The sequence below is a fragment of the Pseudarthrobacter sp. TAF60_1 genome, assembly GCF_052113505.1.
In the GTDB taxonomy this organism is placed as follows: domain Bacteria; phylum Actinomycetota; class Actinomycetes; order Actinomycetales; family Micrococcaceae; genus Arthrobacter.
The window spans coordinates 64,254-80,931 of record NZ_JBFRDI010000006.1; the positions used below are offsets into that span (position 1 = coordinate 64,254).

Here is a 16,678-nt window from a genome sequence, read left to right on the forward strand (position 1 = left end):
CTCGGAAAACACTGAAGGGGTCCCGCTGCTGCGGAACCCCTTCAACGGACGGCGCTGCGGCGCCGGGCTAATCAGATGGTGTTCTTGTCCGAGGAACCGTTCATGTTGGACGCGATGTTCTTCATTGCCGTCTTGGCGTCGGTAGAAGCGCTGGCTGCCGCGTCATCCGACTCGTCAGCGACGTGCTTCGCCTTGTCGCCGGCCTCGTCAGCGGTAGCCTGGGCATCCCCGGCAACGTCCTCGGCCTTGTCAGCGGCCGCCCCGGCCGTTGAGGCCGTTGCGGCTGCGGCCTTGTTGGCGGCCTCCTCAGCAGTGTCCTTTGCGTCGTTTACCGTGGTGGCGGGAACCGGAGCAGGAGTGGGCGTAACCGGCGACGGCGTCTTCCAGGGATCCTCCACCGGCTTGGATGCCTTCCAGGCCGCAACACCGGCGGCCACAGCAGCGGCGATAATGCCGAACACCAGCCAGCCACGCTTCTTAGGCTTCTCCGGCTCGGCGATCTGCACGCCCACGGCCTTGCCGGCCTGGTGCGCGGCGGCCCGCAGCTGGGTACCGGCCGTCTGGGCCTGCTCCTGGAGCGAGTGGACAACGCCGGAGTCGGTGAGCCTCTGGGCCACAGCGTCCACATGGCCGGGAGTGTTTTCCAGCGTGCGGTGTACAACGCCCGACGCGTGACCGATCTGGTCCGAAAGGCGCGGCAGGTAATCCACCACTACCCGGTCACGGGCGCTGAGGATGGCCGGGGTTGCCCGGTCCAGAGCTTCGTGCAGGCGCGGGGTGGTGACCTCAACGGCATCCGAAATTTTCGGGGCAAGGTGGGCGAGACCCTCCTGGATGCGCGGCGTCACGGTGGCAACGCCGTCGGCCAAGTTGTGGGCGGCGGTCTTGAGCCCCTCCTGGATCTTGGGAGATGCCGTATCCAGGCTGCTCTGCAGGCGGGGAACTGCCCAATCCACTGCTGCTTCCACACGGGGGGATGCCCAGTCCTTTGCATACTCAACTGCGTTGTTGACTGACTGCTCAAGGTCACGGGCAATACGATCCGATTTCTTCACAACTACCTCCCGATTAATGTGACGGTTCTGTTGTTAGCCTACGTGGATTGACCTGCACGGGCTATTCTTCCCGTCGATTTACAGCCGATTTCACCCAGCGCGGAACTGCTGGTCCAGCCGCTGTCGCGTTGACCCGCCGTGAAAGAATGGCGTTATGACTGCCATCGCAACTGCAAAAGCAACCATCCACACCAGCCTCGGCGACATCGTCGTCAATCTCTTCGGCAACCACGCCCCGAAGACGGTCAAGAACTTCGTTGGCCTGGCCACGGGCGAGCAGGCCTGGACCCACCCCGAAACGGGTGAGGACAAGACCGGCACGCCGCTGTATGACGGCACCATCTTCCACCGCATCATCAAGGACTTCATGATCCAGGCCGGCGATCCCCTTGGCCGCGGCGTAGGCGGACCCGGCTACCAGTTCGACGACGAAATCCACCCCGAGCTCAGCTTCAACCAGCCCTACAAGCTGGCCATGGCCAACGCCGGCATCCGCATGGGCAAGGGCACGAACGGTTCACAGTTCTTCATCACCACCATTCCCACCGACTGGCTGCAGGGCAAGCACAGCATCTTCGGTGAAGTTGCCGACGACGAATCCAAGAAGGTCGTCGACGCCATTGAAGGCGTCCGCACCGGCACCGGCGACCGTCCGGTCGAGGACGTCACCATCAAGAGCATCGACATCGAGCAGCTCTAACCCATCACATGAGTTACGGAATTCCGGCGGCTGAGCCGTCCGCGCAGGTACCGGTGTGCCCCAGGCACCCGGACAGGCCTTCCTATGTGCGCTGCCAGCGCTGCGGGCGCCCTGCGTGCCCGGACTGCCAGCGGGCGGCCGCCGTCGGATTCCAGTGCGTTGACTGCGTCAACGAAGCAGCCCGGTCGACGCCGGCCGTCAAGACCGTATATGGCGGCGCCGTCGCAACGGGGAAACCACTCGTGACGTTCGGCATCATCGCGCTGTGCGCGGTGGTCTATGTTCTGCAGTGGTTGCTCCCCGACGAGTGGATTTACCAGAATCTCGCCTACGCGAACGTTTTTGCCTATCCGGAGTTCGGACAGTTCGAACCTTGGCGGATGCTCACGGCCGCCTTCCTGCACTCCCAGGGATTTATCCTCCACATTGTGCTGAACATGTACATGCTGTGGATCTTCGGCCAGGCACTCGAGCCTCTTCTGGGCCGGGTCCGCTTCCTGGCTCTTTACCTGATCTCTGCCATCGGCGGGTCCGTCGGCTACCTCGCGCTCACGCCGGGCTACGTACCGGGCGTTCCCCCCACCGGTGTGGTCGGAGCCTCCGGTGCCATTTTCGGTCTCTTCGGGGCGATGCTCCTGGTGCAGCGGCACCGGGGCGGTGATACCCGACAACTGTGGATCCTGATCGCCATCAACGGCGTGATCGGCTTCGTGGTTCCGCAGATCGCCTGGCAAGCCCACCTTGGCGGGCTGATCGCCGGCGGCCTGTGTGCCGCCGTGATCGCCTACACGCCCCGCGGGCCCCGCCAGGGCCTGATCCAAGCCGCGGGCCTCGCCGCAGTGCTGGTCCTCCTCATCGCCGTGAGCTGGGTCAGGGTGATCACGGGCTAAGCCACCCGTCCTGTCGCGGCAATCCGGCAGCCTCGGCGGCCCATCGTTAGACCTCAGACCCCGGCGTCCCCAGCGGACGCCGGGGTCTTCTGCGCGCCGTCCACCTGCAAGCCCCCTGCAGCCCGCGGCAGGGTGGTTCTGCGGCCTGTCCCACAGTTATCCACAGGGGTTATCCACACTGTTGGTAACTTACACAGGTGTAGTTCGGGCTTCCAGGGGCTCGCAGCTCCCGGAAGCCAGCGAGTTTTCAAGATCTCGGGCTCACACTGTCCACAGTTGTGGATAACCTCTGGGGATGCGCCTGTGGTTAAGTGGACAATATGCCTGTTTGAGCTGATCGTGTGGAGAACGTGCGCAGCCCGGGCTTTGCAGCCCTGTGGTTGGCAGCCTGACGGCAATCCATCCACAGGGTTATTCACAGTGTTAATAACTTACAGATGAGTAGTTCTGCGTCCCGAATTTCCGGACTGTGGCCCGTGAGGGCCTCCCTCCGGTCACGCCTGTGGATTGTTGTCCACAACTGTGGATAAGTTGTGGGTACTCCAGTGTTAGTAAGTGGACAACTCGGGTCTATGGGAAGGTGTTCCTCTATACCTTTACCTGCAGATGCTCCCCAGCCAGGAGGACCGCCGTGAGCGCTACCACCACCCAGCACATCTTCCTCGACAAGCAGCATCCAATGGTTTGGCGGGCCTTGAACGGCCTTGGGCTTAAAGTGCGCGAGGCCGCCGAAGCGGCGGGAATCGACCGGAGGACCATCGAACTGCTCTACGTACGCACCTCGCAGATTAACGGCTGTGCCTATTGCCTGGACATGCACGTGGGCGATGCCGTGAAAGCCGGTGAGACGCCGCAGCGGCTTGCTGTGCTGCCGGCATGGCGCGATACGGCGCTGTTCACAGCCAAGGAACGGGCGGCCCTGGCCCTGACGGAATCCATCACCGAACTGCCGGACCACCGAACCCGCGAGCATGAGGAAGCCTATGCGCGCGAACACCTCACGGCCGACGAGTTTTCAGCCGTGAGTTGGCTTGCCATCACTATCAACGCCTTTAACCGGGTCTCCATCGTCAGCCACCATCCCGTCCGGCAGGAACGCTGAGCGGGATCCTGAAACGCACGCAGGCGTCGACGTTATCCACAGCTAATCCACACTGTTAATAACCGTGTGCAGGAACATTCTCGCCAAGGTTCCGCGGATCAGGGCCTGCGGCGAAAGGTGAAATGTTGATGGCGCCGGAAGTTATGCACATTGTGGATAACCTTCCCAACAGTTGGGGAGAACTTCTGTGGCGGGAGGGCGGGATCAGGAGGGCCAGACGCCCGAGGACCCCCGTCGATGACTGGCCATCAGATGCGTATCCACCATGCCGATAGCCTCCATCAGCGCATACATGGTGGTGGGGCCAACAAACGAGAACCCCTGCTTGCGCAGGGCCTTGGACAGGGCCACGGATTCCGGCGACTGGGTGGGGATTTCCGTATGTTCGGTCGGCTGGGGCGTTGCCGCCGGCTGGAACTGCCAGACGAAGTCAACCAGGCCGCCCCGCTCCCTGAGCGAGACAGTGGCCCGGGCGTTGGTAATGGCTGCCCTGATCTTGAGCCGGTTGCGGACAATGCCGGTATCCTGCAGCAGACACTCGACGTCTGCCTCAGTAAAGGCGGCGACCGTGTCCGGATGAAAGTTGTGGAAAGCGCTCCGGAAGGCCGGGCGCTTGCGGAGGATGGTGGCCCACGACAGGCCGGCCTGGAAGCCCTCCAAGCTGATGCGCTCGTACAGTCCTTGCTCGTCCCGGACCGGAAGGCCCCACTCGGTGTCGTAGTACTCCCGCAAGAGGGGATCTACGGAAGCCCACGGTGGACGGGCAAGTCCGTCGTCGCCCATGATGGTGCCGTCCCCGCGGGCGGCAGCCCCGGAAGCGGAGATCATGCTGCGGCTACGGCCGGCGTCAGGAGCGCCAGCGCGTGGTCATCAGGAAGCCAACAATGGCGATGCCGAAGCCGGCCATGATGTTCCACGACCCCCAGGCCTGCACAGGCAAACGGCCCTCACTGATGTAAAAGGTGATGATCCACAGCAGCCCAATGATCATCAGGCCGAACATCACGGGCTTGAACCAGACTGCATTGGGCTTGTACGCCTTCGTCGTGGATGCGGACTGGGCTCCGCTGGAAGTCTTCCGGCGTGACTTTGACTCGGGCACGTGCTCTCCTTGGCGGACTGGAGCAAGCTCGGCGTCGCGGGCTTGATATCCTGCAAGAAGGAAGTTGCCAGCGGTCTGCGCGATCTTGGTCAAATCTGGATTCTTACTAGCAGTCAATTCTAGCCGCAGTTCAGGGCGCACTAATGCCCGGCGCGGCCGCCCGGAGGAGAACGCGTGGTAGTGCAGGAGAGGACGAGGCGCGCCGCAGTGCGGCCCGCCCGTGTGCGGCCCGGCCGCGGCATCCTGCGCGGAACCGTGCAGGTACTTGGCGAACTGCTCATCACCGCCGGGCTTATCCTGTTGCTCTTTGTGGGCTGGCAGCTGTGGTGGACCAACGTGGAGTCTGACGCGAGGCAGAGTGCCGTTATCAAGGAATTCGCCCAGGAACTGGGCAATGCGGCACCGGCGGAGCCGACCGGAGCCAATTCGGCAGCCCCGGCACCGCCCGTTGGTTACGGTAACCCCGTGGTTGGCACGGCACCCGGTCATGCCGGCACCATCGGCATCATGTACATTCCACGGTTCGGAAACAACTACACGCGCCCTATCGTGCAGGGCACCACGGGCGATGTCCTGGATACGCTGGGGCTGGGCCATTACGACAACACGTCCATGCCCGGTGCGGTGGGTAACTTCGCGGTAGCCGGGCACCGGCAGACCCACGGGGCCGTGCTGGACAACATCCACACCCTGGTTCCCGGCGACAAAATCTATGTCCAGACCAAGGACGGATACTACGTCTACGTGTTCCGGAACAACCAGATCGTGATGCCGTCCCGCACGGATGTCCTGGAGCCGGTGCCCAGCCGCCCTGGCGTCACCCCCACCGAAAGCTACCTCACCATGACCAGCTGCAACCCGCGCTTCGGCGCCGAGGAACGCATCATCGCCTATGCCCTGCTGGACAGCTGGCGCCCCGCCTCTGCCGGACCGCCCGCCGAAATCGCAACCCAGGTGGCCGCTGCAGTGGGAGGCGGCTGACCATGTACGGCTGGATTTTCCGCCATTTGCCTGGACCCCTTTGGCTGCGGATTTTTACCTCGCTGGTGCTCATCGCCGGCGCTTTGGTCCTGATGGTCCAGTTCCTGTTCCCCTGGATGTCCGATCTCACCCAGTTCACCGACTCAACGATTGGTGCAGCAAACCAGCCATGACCACATCAAAAATCCTCGTCGTCGACAACTACGACAGCTTCGTTTACACCCTGGTGGGCTACCTCCAGGAGCTTGGCGCCCAAACCACGGTGGTCCGCAACGACGACGTGACCCTCGCCGAGGCGATCGAGATGGCAGAAACCCGCGACGGCGTCCTCATCTCGCCGGGCCCGGGCAACCCCGCCGAAGCAGGCGTGTGCGTCGAACTGATCCAATGGTGCGGCGCCAACAACAAGCCGATGTTCGGCGTCTGCCTCGGTCATCAGGCACTCGCAGAGGCCTACGGCGGCACGGTGACCCACGCGCCGGAACTTATGCACGGCAAGACCTCCCTCGTAGAGCACAACGGCACCAGTGTGTTCGCCGGACTCCCCTCCCCCGTGACGGCAACGCGGTACCACTCGCTCGCGGCAGTGCGGGAAACCATCCCCGACGTCCTGGAGATCACCGCCGAAACGGCCTCCGGCGTGATCATGGGCCTGCAGCACCGGACCGCCCCGCTGTGCGGAGTGCAGTTCCATCCGGAGTCCGTCCTGACCGAAGGCGGCTACCAGATGCTCGGCAACTGGCTCGAGTCCCTGGGCATGGCCGGCGCGGCCGCCCGGGCCGCCACCCTGAGCCCGCTCATCCAGCACTGACAGGCACTTCGCCAACAACGCGGGGTCACTTTTCGCCCAAAAATGATGGATCGGGCGTAATGTGACCCCGCGTTGTTGTTGGGCCCACGTTGCGTGTGGGCGGGTGCGGTCAGCCCCGGCCGGTCCGGGTGGGGCTGGGCGTAGGAGTTGGCGTCGGTGTGGGTGTGGGTGTGGGCGGTGGCGGCGGAGCCTTGGCCACCACCACGGTCACTGTCTTGCCCTGATCAACAGCGGTGTTCACGGGTTCGCTCTGGTCCGTCACGCGGCCTGCCTCCACCTGGGAGTTTTCCGCTTCCTGGACGTTGGGTACCAGCCCCAGCTCCTGCAGTGCCGCCTCTGCCTCCGCACGGGTGCGGCCACGCAGCTCCGGCATGGCCACCTTGCCGGTGGAAATGACAATCTCCACCGTGCTGCCTACCCCCACCATCTGGCCCGGCGCCGGGCTGGTGGTGATCACCCGGCCGGCCGGTACCGTGGAGCTGTTGGCCGTGGTGGTGGACGGGGCCCCCACCAACCCGGTCTGCCGCAGAATGTCGCGGGCCGCGGCCTCTGTCTGGCCCGGCAGGTTGTCCGGGACCTTCACCGCCGCGGGACCGTCCGAGATATTCAGGATCACTTCGGCATTGGGATCCACCGACGTTCCGGCCGGCGGATCGGTGCCAATCGCTGTGCCAGCAGGGATGGTGTCGTGTTTGGTGCGTTGGCTCTTCGGGCGGAGTTTGGCCCCGAAGAGTTCCTGCAGCGCCGCGGACTCAGTCATTGCCGCGACCGCGGGTATCGCCACCTTGGGTGGCGGTGGAGGCGGCTGGTTCACTATTTGGAACAGCCAGAGGCCGCCGCCGGCAAGGACCAACAGCGTGAATATCACCAGCGTTGCGATCCACGTACGACGGCGGGACTTCTGCCGCGCGCTTCGCTCGCGTTCCGGCGGGAGGCCCAAGGGCAGTTCGTCCGCGTACCGCTGCTCACCCAATGCGGCCGCCTGGACGGGAACTGTTGTCCCGGCGTCGTCCATGTCCGCGAGCTCAAACCGCCCGGTGGGGGCGTCGTCCAGGAAACTGGCGCCGGTGAGGGAAAACGCCTCGGTGGCAGGGCTGCGCATCGGCGAGGGGACGTGGTCGTTGGGGTCGGTGGGGGCCTCGGACGCCGGGAGCGCGGCAACAGGCACCCCTGCCCGGGCCGCGCGCAATGCACGACGGAACGCGGCAGCATCCTGGAAGCGGTCATCCCGGTTCTTCTGCAGGGCCTTGGCCAGGACACTGTCCAGGGCCGGCGACACGTCCGGGTTCAGGCTGCTTGCCGGTTCATGGATCTCGCGGACGTGCTGGTAAGCCACCGAGACCGGGCTGTCACCAACGAAAGGGGGACGGCCGGTGAGCATTTCGTACAGCAGGCAGGCCGCCGAGTAGAGGTCGCTCCGGGCGTCCACGGTTTCGCCGCGGGCCTGTTCCGGCGAGAGGTACTGGGCGGTTCCCACCACGGCCTGTGTTTGGGTCATGGTGGCGGCGGAATCAGCCATGGCTCGGGCAATCCCGAAGTCCATGACCTTGATGGAATTGGATCCTTCGCAATACATCACGTTGGCTGGCTTGATATCCCGGTGGACGATGCCTGCTTTGTGGCTGTATTCGAGCGCCGAGAGGACACCGAGGCAGAACTCGATGGCCTGGTCGACGCTGACTTCCTTGGCCCGGATCAGGTCGCGGAGCGTCCTGCCCTCCACAAACTCCATCACGATATAGGGCACGCGGACACTGTCCTCAGAACCGTCCTGAACGGTGTGCTCGCCGGTGTCGTAGATGGCGACGATAGACGGATGGTTCAGGGCAGCCACGGACTGGGCCTCCCGCTTGAACCGTGCCCGGAACTGCGGATCCCGGGCCATGTCCGGACGGAGCAGCTTCACGGCCACCGTGCGGCCAAGCCGGGTATCCAGCCCGCGGTGGACGTCCGCCATTCCCCCACGGCCGATCAGTCCGCCGAGTTCATAGCGTCCACTCAGGACGCGCTGGTTATCCACCGGGAGGTTGTCCTCACGGTGTAGCGGGGTACGGGGCGAATCGTTCACGAGCGGTCCTGGCGGCTACGGTGCGCAGGTAGGAGGAAGACCCGGCACCTGGCCCGGGTTGCAGGCGGCCAGGGTGGATGCAGCCGACGGCGACGGGGCAGTTGTGGGGCGGGGTGCTGCAGTGGTCTGCGCCGGTGTGGGCGTGGGTGCAGGGGGTGCGACGGCATATGTAACGGTCACCAATGTTCCCTTGGGGACTGTCCCCGTGGGGTTGAGGTCGAGGACTTCGCCCGGCGTTTCAGTGCTCTGCTGTGGGACGACAGTCACGGACAGCCCCAATCGTTCCAATGCGGACCTTACGGTTTGGTAGTCCTTACCAAGGTAGCCAGCGGCAACGACGTCCACCGTCTCGATGGTGGGGGTAGGCGCGGCACTGGTCTGCGTGGGCGTGGGCGTCGCGGACTGCGAAGTCCTGGTGGGGCTCGCACTCGTGGACGGCGGGCTGGTCGACGCCGAGGTGGTGACAGTGTCCTTGGCCGGGAAGAGAATCCCCTGCTGGGTGAGTAAGAACCCCACCAGCGCGAAGAGGACCAGCAGGATCAAAGCAATCAACGGCCAGGTCCAGGGGCTGCGGCCCCGACGGTCGGGCTCGTCGGCGGGCTCGTCGTCGTACGTTTCTTCTGCCGGGACCCAGGTCCGCTCCGCAGCCAGGGCGTCGGCACGCGACAAGGTACTCCCGGCTCCGGTCATGGCGGTGGTGGCCGGGCCATCGGCGTCGGCTGCCGCCGCACCGGATGCGCCTGCCGCGGCGGCGCCGGCGGCAGCCCCCGCGGCCGCGGCGCCGAGTACCGGCAGGGCGGAAGTCGACGTCGTACTGCTGTCTTTCTGGCTGATGACACCGGTGGGCGCAGTGGCAACGTCCACTGGCGCCGTTATGGGGCCGGTGGCCGCTTCGTAGAGCAGCATGCCGGGAACCGCTGCGTGTGCGGCACTGATGTCACCGTTGCGGATGGCTTCGGCGGCCTCGGACAGCTTGATCGCGTTGGCCGGGCGGTTCTTGGGGTCCTTGGCGAGCATGGACATCAGGAGCGCGCGGACCGGCTTCGGAAGACTTTCGGGCAGCGGCGGCGGCGCATCGTTAACCTGGGCAAGGGCGATCGCGATCTGGGACTCGCCGGAGAAGGGCCGGTGCCCGGTGAGGCACTCATAGCCGATCACGCCGAGGGCGTAGATGTCCGAAGCGCCGGTGGCGACCTGGCCGGTTGCCTGCTCCGGCGCGAGGTACTGGGCAGTCCCCATCACCTGGCCTGTCTGCGTCAGCGGAACCTGGTCAGCCAGGCGGGCGATGCCGAAGTCCGTCACCTTGACCCGCCCGTCCGGAGTGATCAGCAGGTTGCCGGGCTTCACGTCGCGGTGCACGAGGCCCTGCGCGTGGGCCACAGACAGGGCCCGGGCGGTCTGGGCGATCATGGACAGCGTGCGGTCCGGGGACAGCACCTGTTCGTGTTCGATGATGCTGCTCAGCGGCTGGCCCGGGACCAGCTCCATCACAAGGTAGGCCGAGCCCTCTTCCTCGCCGTAGTCAAAGACGTTGGCGATGCCCACGTGGTTCAGCAGCGCAGTGTGCCGTGCCTCGGCGCGGAAGCGCTGGAGGAAGCCGGGATCGCCCGTGTACTCCTCCTTCAGCACCTTGATGGCGACGATTCGGCCCAGGACGAGGTCTTTGGCCTTCCAGACCTCTCCCATCCCGCCGATCGCGATCCGCGTGGTCAGCTGGAATCTGCCGCCGAGGGTGATTCCTGTTGTTGGCCTCACTTATTCAACACCGCCTCAAAAATCTTCTTCGCGTTCGGACTGGTTAGCTTTGCGCCGGTGGTGATGTCCACGCCTTCCATGGCGATGGTGACACTCACTTGCGGGTTGTTCGCGGGGGCAAAACCGGTGAACCAGGAGTTGTTCAGGCCGTTGCCCAGTTCAGCGGTGCCGGTTTTGCCGGCAACCTGGACACCAGGCACGCCCGCGCCGCCGGCTATGCCCTGGCTCACCGCGCTGGTCATCCACTCAGTGATTTGCTTGGCGATTTCGGGGCTGGTGGACGTGCGGAGCGCTTCAGGCTTGGGCTCGTCAATGACCCGTAGGTCCGGGGACCGCAACGTCTTGACCAGGCTGGGTTTCATCTGGACGCCGTTGTTGGCGATAGCGGCCGTCATCATGGCGATCTGCAGCGGCGTCACGCGGACGTCTTTCTGGCCGATGACCGTCTGGGCCAGTCCGGGCGCGTCCAGGTTGTCCGGGAAGCCGTTGCCCTTGGCATAGGCGAGCTTGAGCTTATCGCCCACGTCCTGGCCAAAGCCGAACTTCGTTGCCTGTTCGGCGATGGCGTCCCGGCCGAGATCGAGGGCAATGCTGGCAAACGGCGTATTGCAGGACTGCTGCAGGGCGAAGGCAAAGCTGGCGGTGTTCCGGGTATAGCAGTTGCCGCCGGCATAGTTGGGCAGCGTGTACGCGATTCCGGGGAAGGGCATTTGAGCAGGGTTGGGCAGCTCGCTGTCCTTGTTGTATTTTCCGGAATTCAAGGCGGCTGCGGTGGTCACGAGTTTGAACACTGAGCCGGGGGCAAGCAGTTCGCCCGTGGGACCGCTGACGTTCTGGTTCAGGTTGATTCCGGGAACCTTGAGCAACTCATTGATGTTGGCTGCTTCCGCGGTGGGGTTCTGGGTGGCGATGAGGTTGGGATCGTAGGACGGCTTGGAGGCCATGGCCAGGATGGCGCCCGTTTTGGGGTTGGTGACCACAATCGAGCCGCGCTGGCCGTCCGGGATCAGGTCGTACGCGAGCTTCTGGATGGCTGGATCCACTGTGAGCTCCACCGAGGCACCCTTCGGCTGGTTGCCCAGGAAGAGCTGGCCGACCCGGTCCAGGAATTGCTGGTCCGAGTTGCCGGCGAGCTGCTCACGCATCGCCTGCTCTAGCCCGGTGGCGCCGTAGTTCTGCGAGAAGTAACCCGTGAGTCCGGCGTAAAGCTGTGGTTGGGGGTACGTCCGCTGGAATCCGCACTGTTCAGACCCCTGCACGGATTCGGCCACGGGATTTCCGCCCACAATGATGGCGCCGCGGTCGTTGCAGTAGTCCTGCAGGATGGCGCGGTTGTTCCACGCGTTGGCTTTCAGATCGTCCGCGCCCACCACCTGGACGTAGCTAATGGCGCCGAACAGCAGCGCGAACAAAGCGATGGCCGCCACCCATGAGCTCCTGATGGCCTGGTTCACAGGGGTTTCACCGCCTCGGTAGGTTTGTTGCTTGCTTCGGCTCCTGGTTCGTTGCCCGGCGGCAGGGGCGTCGTGTCAACCGGGCCGCGGGCAGCATGCGAAATCATCAGCAGCAGGCCCACGATGATCCAGTTGGCCAGGAGCGAGGACCCGCCGGCCGCGAGGAACGGCGTGGTCAGCCCGGTCAGCGGAATCAGCCTCGTCACGCCGCCGATGACCACGAAACACTGCAGCGCCACCGCGAAGGACAGCCCGCAGGCCAACAGCTTCCCGAAAGCATCCCGGGTGCCCAAGGCTGCCCGGAACCCGCGGGTGAACAGCAGCAGGTACATCATGACAATGGCGAAGAGCCCGATCAGGCCCAGTTCCTCACCGAACGAAGCAATGATCATGTCGCTGTTGGCGAAGGGGACCAGGTTCGGCCTGCCTTGGCCCAGGCCCGTCCCAACCAGGCCGCCGCTGGCCATCCCGAAGAGGCCTTCCACGATCTGGTAGCTGCTGCCGAACTGGCGTCCGTACACCTCATCTGTGAAGGCGTTTAGCCAGCCGTCGATTCGGAGTGCAACGTGTGAGAAGACCTGTGCCGCCACAAAGCCGCCGCCAAGCAGCAGGGCCACGCCAATGACCACCCAACTGATGCGGCTGGTGGCCACGTAGATCATCACGATGAACAGCCCGAAGAACAGCACGGAAGTTCCGAGGTCGCGCTGGAAGATCAGCACCCCGATGCTCACCAGCCAGGCCGTAATCATGGGACCCATGTCCTTGAACCGGGGGAACTGCAAGGGACCGACTTTGCGGCCGGCAAGCAGGATTAGATCGCGGTTTGAGGAAAGATACCCGGCGAAGAATATAGCCAGGGTGATCTTTGCAATCTCACCGGGCTGGAAGGTCATGGGGCCAAGCCTGATCCAGACGCGCGCGCCCAGAATTTCCCCGGCCGAGATGCCCGGCACCAGGGGAAGGATCAGCAGAAGGGCGCTGACGGCAAGGGAAATGTAGGTGAAGCGGCGCAGCATCCGGTGGTCCTTGAGGAACCAAATCACAGCGATGGCCACGGCCATGGCGATGAGGGTCCAACGCAGCTGGTTATTGCCGGTGTCATCTCCCGGGGCATCCAGCCGGTGGATCATGGCCAGACCCAAGCCATTCAGGCCGACCACCAGCGGAAGTATTACCGGGTCGGCATACTTAGCACGAATGCGCAGCACCACGTGGAATGCCAGTGCGGCGACGGCCAGAAGGCTGGACTGGAACCAGAAATCTGAGTCGAACGCTTTTTCCCTGTCCACGCCCACCAGCATGTTGGCGCCGATGCCGACGGCAAGGGCAAGGAGAAGGAGCAGCAGTTCCACGTTGCGTCTGGGCTTGGGTATGGTGCCGAGCTGGGTCATCGGACCCCCTCACAGTTTACGGTTTGGCTGGGCGACGCGGTGGGGACTGGAGCCGCTGCCGGGTTGGAAGCATCCGGCGACGGGGCCGGGGTGGTAGGCGTCGAGCCATCAGCGGGCGGTGCCGGCGTGGCGGTTGCCGTGGGCGATGCGGTCAGGCACTCGGCGGGCGCAATGGTTCCGGTGCCCTCGAGATTCTTGACGATCCGTTGTGCGTCGTAAAGGTCACGCGCTGGAACGGTCTGACGCACGCGCTGCTGGGAGAAAAGGGGCAAGGAATCCATCCGGATCTCAGTCACGGCCTCGAGGGTGGAAAGCTGGATGGGCCCGAGCCGTTGCGAAACCCCGTTGTAGATGGCAACGCGCGAATCGTACTCCCCGATGTAGTACCGGGTCTGTGTCCACGCATAGCCGAGCCAGAGTCCGATAGTCAGCACAAGAAGCACCGCGGCGGCGATGGACCAGGTGACCCAGCGGCGGGGTTTCCCGGGCTCCAGGATCTCGTCTTCTTCGTTCGCAGGGGCGTCGGCCTTATGCGTGAGAACGGTGGCCGCGCGCCTGGCTACGGTGCGGCCTGCGATGGTGGGAATGGAGCCGGACTCCGCGGCGGTGGCCGCAGCCCCGACCAGTTCGTGTGGCCGCGAGGAAAGCTCCTGGCGAAGCACTTCAGCTGACAGGTGCTCGCCCAGGTGCGGGTCCGTGGACGTGCCCTGGTCTGCTGCGTCCGGCTTTTCGACCACAGGTTTGGGGGCCGGGGCGGCTTTACCGTCGGCATCTGCCGCTGCCGCGGCTTCAGCTTTGGCGTCCGCGGTTCCGGCTTCAGTGACCACTGCGGGAGGTACGACGTCGACGGCGGCGGTACTGACGTCGTCGTGCGTTTCCTCCACAATCTCCACCATGATCACGGTGACGTTGTCCGGCGAGCCGGCTTCAAGGGTCAGGTCCACCAGGGTTTCAACGCACTCGCGGAGGTCTTTTGTCTCCCGGACCGTGCGCTCCACGACGTGTCCGGCCACGTAATTGAGGCCGTCCGAGCAAAGAAGCCAACGCTCCCCGGGCTGGACGTCCATGGTGTCCAGGTCCAATTCGGGGCTGGCATCAACATCTCCGAGGACGCGCATCAGGACGTTCTTGTGGGGGTGGGTTTCGGCTTCCTCGGGCCGCAGGCGTCCCTCGTCGATGAGCCGCTGGACGAACGTGTGGTCCACGCTGACCTGCTCAAACACGCCGTCACGCAGGCGGTAGGCGCGGGAATCGCCAATATGGGCGATGTGGAGCTTGCCCTCGGCGAGCAGCAGCGAGGTGACGGTGGTGCCCATGCCAGCCAGCTTGGGGTTGATGTGCACGAGCTCGGACAGCAGCGAGTTGGCTGTCTGGATTTCGTCGGCAAGGACGGTGACAGCATCGCCGTGGTAATCCCCGTGGTCCAGGTGCAGCATGTCCAGGACGGTGGCCGCCGAGGCGACGTCGCCGCCCGCGTGCCCGCCCATGCCGTCCGCAACCACTGCCAGATACCGGCCCACGTACGCTGAGTCGTCATTCTTGGCACGGATACGGCCCACATCCGAGCGCGCTGCATAGCGCATGATCAGGGGCCGCTGCACGGGCTTAGCCTCGTCTGCGGGGGTTTCATCGGCCATTGGCTATGGCCTCAATTCGATGACCGTCTTGCCGATTCTCACGGGTACGCCAAGCTCAACGGGCAGGGCCCGGGTAAGTTGCTGGTCGGCCAGGTAGGTGCCGTTGGTGGAGCCGAGGTCCTCGATGAACCAGCGGCTGCCCTGCGGAAATAACCGTGCGTGGCGGCCCGACGCATAGTCGTCCTCCAGCACGAGCGTGGCTTCCTGCGCGCGGCCCAAAAGGATGGGGCTGGCGGCCAGGGGAAGGGTCTTGCCTTTGAGCGGTCCCTCGGTGACAACGAGTTGGTGGGCCTGTTGCTTGACCGGCTGCGGCGGAGCTTCGGCCAGCTCAGGATTCTTCCGGACCTGCCGCGCCGTGGGCGTGCCCGCGGCGGCCTTCCGGCCCACCATAAGATCGCGCCGCATGGCGGAGACGATGCTGAAGATGAGAACCCAAAGCAGGATCAGGAACCCGAACCGCAGGGCCGTAATGGTCAGTTCGCTCATGTCACTCACTGGCGGCCACCAGGGTTGGCGGGGAGCAGGCGGAAGATAATCTTTGTCCGTCCCATCGTGATCGTGGAGCCGTCTGTCAGTTCGGTGCTGCCCGCCACCTTGTGGCCGTTGACATAGCTGCCGTTTGTCGAACCGAGATCCACGGCGCTGGTTACGCCGCTGGCGGTGCGGATCTCCAGGTGGCGCCGCGAAACGCCAGTGTCATCAACCAGGATGTCAGCCTCCGACGAGCGTCCCAGGACGATGGAGGGAGCGTTCAGGGAGTACCGCTGGCCGTCAATGTCCAGGACGGGCTGGAGCCGGACCGGCTGGCGCGTGGGGGCTGCCGGGAGGTTGGGCCTGGGGGCCGGGTTGGCTGGTGCGCCCGACTTCTCGGTGGAGGACGCAATTTCGAAATCTCCGGCCCGCAGTTCCTCGGCCCGGCGGAACGAGATTCGCACCGGTCCCTGCAGCGTGTATCCCTGGCTGCGGACGTGGTTGATCACGACGTCGCACAGTTCCTCGGCCAGGGGCGTGCCCCATTCCTGGGCCCTGGTGAAGTCGTTCTCACTGAGTTGGACGTCAAACACGTTCGGGGCCAGCGTGCGCCCGGCCGAAACGGTGAGCGATTTATGGTCCAGTTCGCGGCGGAGGCGGCTGGCGATTTCCACAGGTTCCACCTGGGCCCGCGAGCCGGTGGAGAAGACACCGCGGACGGCCTTTTCGATGCCACGCTCGACCTTGTCCAGCAATCCCATGGTCCTTCTCCTTTCCCCCCGTTTGCGGGGCAGTATTCGTTCCGGAACTCAACCAGCAGTGCAGGTAAGTACGCGGTGCTCCGCCTTGCAGCGGCGGGCACTACTACATCAGATACTACTGGGCAGGCCTGTGAATGACCTTAATGCCCACCCGCCGGGCCGCCGGAAAAGTTCAGTTTCCGGCGTCAGCTGCCGTGTTTAAGAGGCAGGTTTCGGAGGCCTCCGGACGTCAATTAGTGTTTTGCCGCTGATGTCCGTTATGCTTGATCTCGCTGCTTTTACAAGGTCGCGGATCGGGGAAACCCGCCGTGATTCGAGGAAAAGAAGTTGCGCGCGAGTGGCGGAACGGCAGACGCGCTGGCTTCAGGTGCCAGTGTCCGAAAGGGCGTGGGGGTTCAAATCCCCCCTCGCGCACGCAAACAAGAGAACCCCGGTCTTCGGACCGGGGTTCTCTTTGCTTAACCGCCGCGGCGTGCTTGGTTGTGGCCCATTTTCCC

At 64.5% G+C, this 16,678-nt stretch carries 16 protein-coding genes and 1 tRNA gene; 7 read left to right on the top strand and 10 right to left on the bottom strand.

Annotated features, from left to right (window positions below; genetic code table 11):
- Nucleotides 1-71: 71 nt before the first annotated feature.
- Complete coding sequence (locus tag AB4Y73_RS08745) at nt 72-1,055, bottom strand: hypothetical protein (RefSeq protein WP_441871006.1); 984 nt, start codon at nt 1,053-1,055, stop codon at nt 72-74.
- A 154-nt stretch (nt 1,056-1,209) separates the two neighbouring features.
- Here AB4Y73_RS08745 and AB4Y73_RS08750 point away from each other — a divergent pair, with 154 nt between their 5' ends.
- The 3 genes from AB4Y73_RS08750 to AB4Y73_RS08760 all read left to right on the top strand — a co-directional run bounded on the left by AB4Y73_RS08750 (nt 1,210) and on the right by AB4Y73_RS08760 (nt 3,747).
- Complete coding sequence (locus AB4Y73_RS08750) at nt 1,210-1,755, top strand: peptidylprolyl isomerase (RefSeq protein ID WP_441871008.1); 546 nt, start codon at nt 1,210-1,212, stop codon at nt 1,753-1,755.
- Between the two features lie 8 nt (nt 1,756-1,763).
- Nucleotides 1,764-2,645, top strand: a complete 882-nt coding sequence (locus AB4Y73_RS08755) for a rhomboid family intramembrane serine protease (protein WP_441871010.1) — start codon at nt 1,764-1,766, stop codon at nt 2,643-2,645.
- Between the two features lie 679 nt (nt 2,646-3,324).
- The gene (locus tag AB4Y73_RS08760; RefSeq protein WP_441871187.1) at nt 3,325-3,747 is read left to right on the top strand and encodes a carboxymuconolactone decarboxylase family protein; all 423 of its coding nucleotides are present in this window, start codon (nt 3,325-3,327) and stop codon (nt 3,745-3,747) included.
- A gap of 204 nt (nt 3,748-3,951) precedes the next feature.
- Here the strand turns inward: AB4Y73_RS08760 and AB4Y73_RS08765 are convergent, their stop codons facing one another.
- Together AB4Y73_RS08765 and AB4Y73_RS08770 are read right to left on the bottom strand one after the other, a co-directional pair.
- A complete protein-coding gene (locus AB4Y73_RS08765; protein ID WP_441871012.1) occupies nt 3,952-4,575 on the bottom strand; it encodes a DNA-3-methyladenine glycosylase I in 624 nt (207 codons plus the stop codon).
- Between the two features lie 19 nt (nt 4,576-4,594).
- On the bottom strand, nt 4,595-4,849 hold the full coding sequence (locus AB4Y73_RS08770) for a cell division protein CrgA (RefSeq protein ID WP_441871013.1): 255 nt from the start codon (nt 4,847-4,849) through the stop codon (nt 4,595-4,597).
- Between the two features lie 180 nt (nt 4,850-5,029).
- Here AB4Y73_RS08770 and AB4Y73_RS08775 point away from each other — a divergent pair, with 180 nt between their 5' ends.
- Genes AB4Y73_RS08775 through AB4Y73_RS08785 form a run of 3 tightly spaced genes read left to right on the top strand, consistent with a single transcriptional unit; the run spans nt 5,030 to nt 6,641 of the window.
- Nucleotides 5,030-5,830 carry a class E sortase gene (locus AB4Y73_RS08775; protein ID WP_441871188.1) on the top strand — a complete coding sequence of 267 codons (801 nt, stop codon included), beginning with the start codon at nt 5,030-5,032 and terminating at the stop codon, nt 5,828-5,830.
- Between the two features lie 2 nt (nt 5,831-5,832).
- Nucleotides 5,833-6,003 (top strand): hypothetical protein, encoded by a 171-nt coding sequence (locus AB4Y73_RS08780; protein WP_441871015.1) that lies wholly within the window; start codon nt 5,833-5,835, stop codon nt 6,001-6,003.
- Nucleotides 6,000-6,641 carry an aminodeoxychorismate/anthranilate synthase component II gene (locus AB4Y73_RS08785; protein WP_441871016.1) on the top strand — a complete coding sequence of 214 codons (642 nt, stop codon included), beginning with the start codon at nt 6,000-6,002 and terminating at the stop codon, nt 6,639-6,641. Before AB4Y73_RS08780 ends, AB4Y73_RS08785 begins: the two co-directional genes overlap by 4 nt.
- Before the next feature lie 109 nt (nt 6,642-6,750).
- On the opposite strand, the gene pknB is transcribed toward AB4Y73_RS08785, so the two are convergent.
- From pknB to AB4Y73_RS08820, 7 genes are read right to left on the bottom strand one after another with little or no spacing between them, the layout of a single operon-like run.
- Entirely contained in the window at nt 6,751-8,709 is a 1,959-nt protein-coding gene (gene pknB, locus AB4Y73_RS08790) for a Stk1 family PASTA domain-containing Ser/Thr kinase (RefSeq protein WP_441871018.1), read from the bottom strand.
- A 15-nt stretch (nt 8,710-8,724) separates the two neighbouring features.
- Complete coding sequence (locus AB4Y73_RS08795) at nt 8,725-10,464, bottom strand: protein kinase domain-containing protein (RefSeq protein ID WP_441871019.1); 1,740 nt, start codon at nt 10,462-10,464, stop codon at nt 8,725-8,727.
- On the bottom strand, nt 10,461-11,918 hold the full coding sequence (locus AB4Y73_RS08800) for a peptidoglycan D,D-transpeptidase FtsI family protein (RefSeq protein ID WP_441871021.1): 1,458 nt from the start codon (nt 11,916-11,918) through the stop codon (nt 10,461-10,463). The genes AB4Y73_RS08795 and AB4Y73_RS08800 overlap by 4 nt, the downstream gene beginning before the upstream one ends.
- Nucleotides 11,915-13,312, bottom strand: coding sequence for an FtsW/RodA/SpoVE family cell cycle protein (locus AB4Y73_RS08805; RefSeq protein ID WP_441871022.1), 1,398 nt, complete (start codon nt 13,310-13,312; stop codon nt 11,915-11,917). Before AB4Y73_RS08805 ends, AB4Y73_RS08800 begins: the two co-directional genes overlap by 4 nt.
- Nucleotides 13,309-14,949, bottom strand: coding sequence for a protein phosphatase 2C domain-containing protein (locus AB4Y73_RS08810; protein WP_441871024.1), 1,641 nt, complete (start codon nt 14,947-14,949; stop codon nt 13,309-13,311). The genes AB4Y73_RS08805 and AB4Y73_RS08810 overlap by 4 nt, the downstream gene beginning before the upstream one ends.
- Nucleotides 14,950-14,952: 3 nt before the next feature.
- Nucleotides 14,953-15,435: an FHA domain-containing protein FhaB/FipA gene (locus AB4Y73_RS08815; protein ID WP_441871026.1), complete on the bottom strand. Its 483-nt coding sequence runs from the start codon at nt 15,433-15,435 to the stop codon at nt 14,953-14,955.
- A gap of 5 nt (nt 15,436-15,440) precedes the next feature.
- On the bottom strand, nt 15,441-16,181 hold the full coding sequence (locus tag AB4Y73_RS08820; RefSeq protein ID WP_441871027.1) for an FhaA domain-containing protein: 741 nt from the start codon (nt 16,179-16,181) through the stop codon (nt 15,441-15,443).
- 331 nt (nt 16,182-16,512) lie between these two features.
- Here AB4Y73_RS08820 and AB4Y73_RS08825 point away from each other — a divergent pair.
- Nucleotides 16,513-16,595 (top strand) — tRNA-Leu (locus AB4Y73_RS08825).
- Nucleotides 16,596-16,678: the final 83 nt, after the last annotated feature.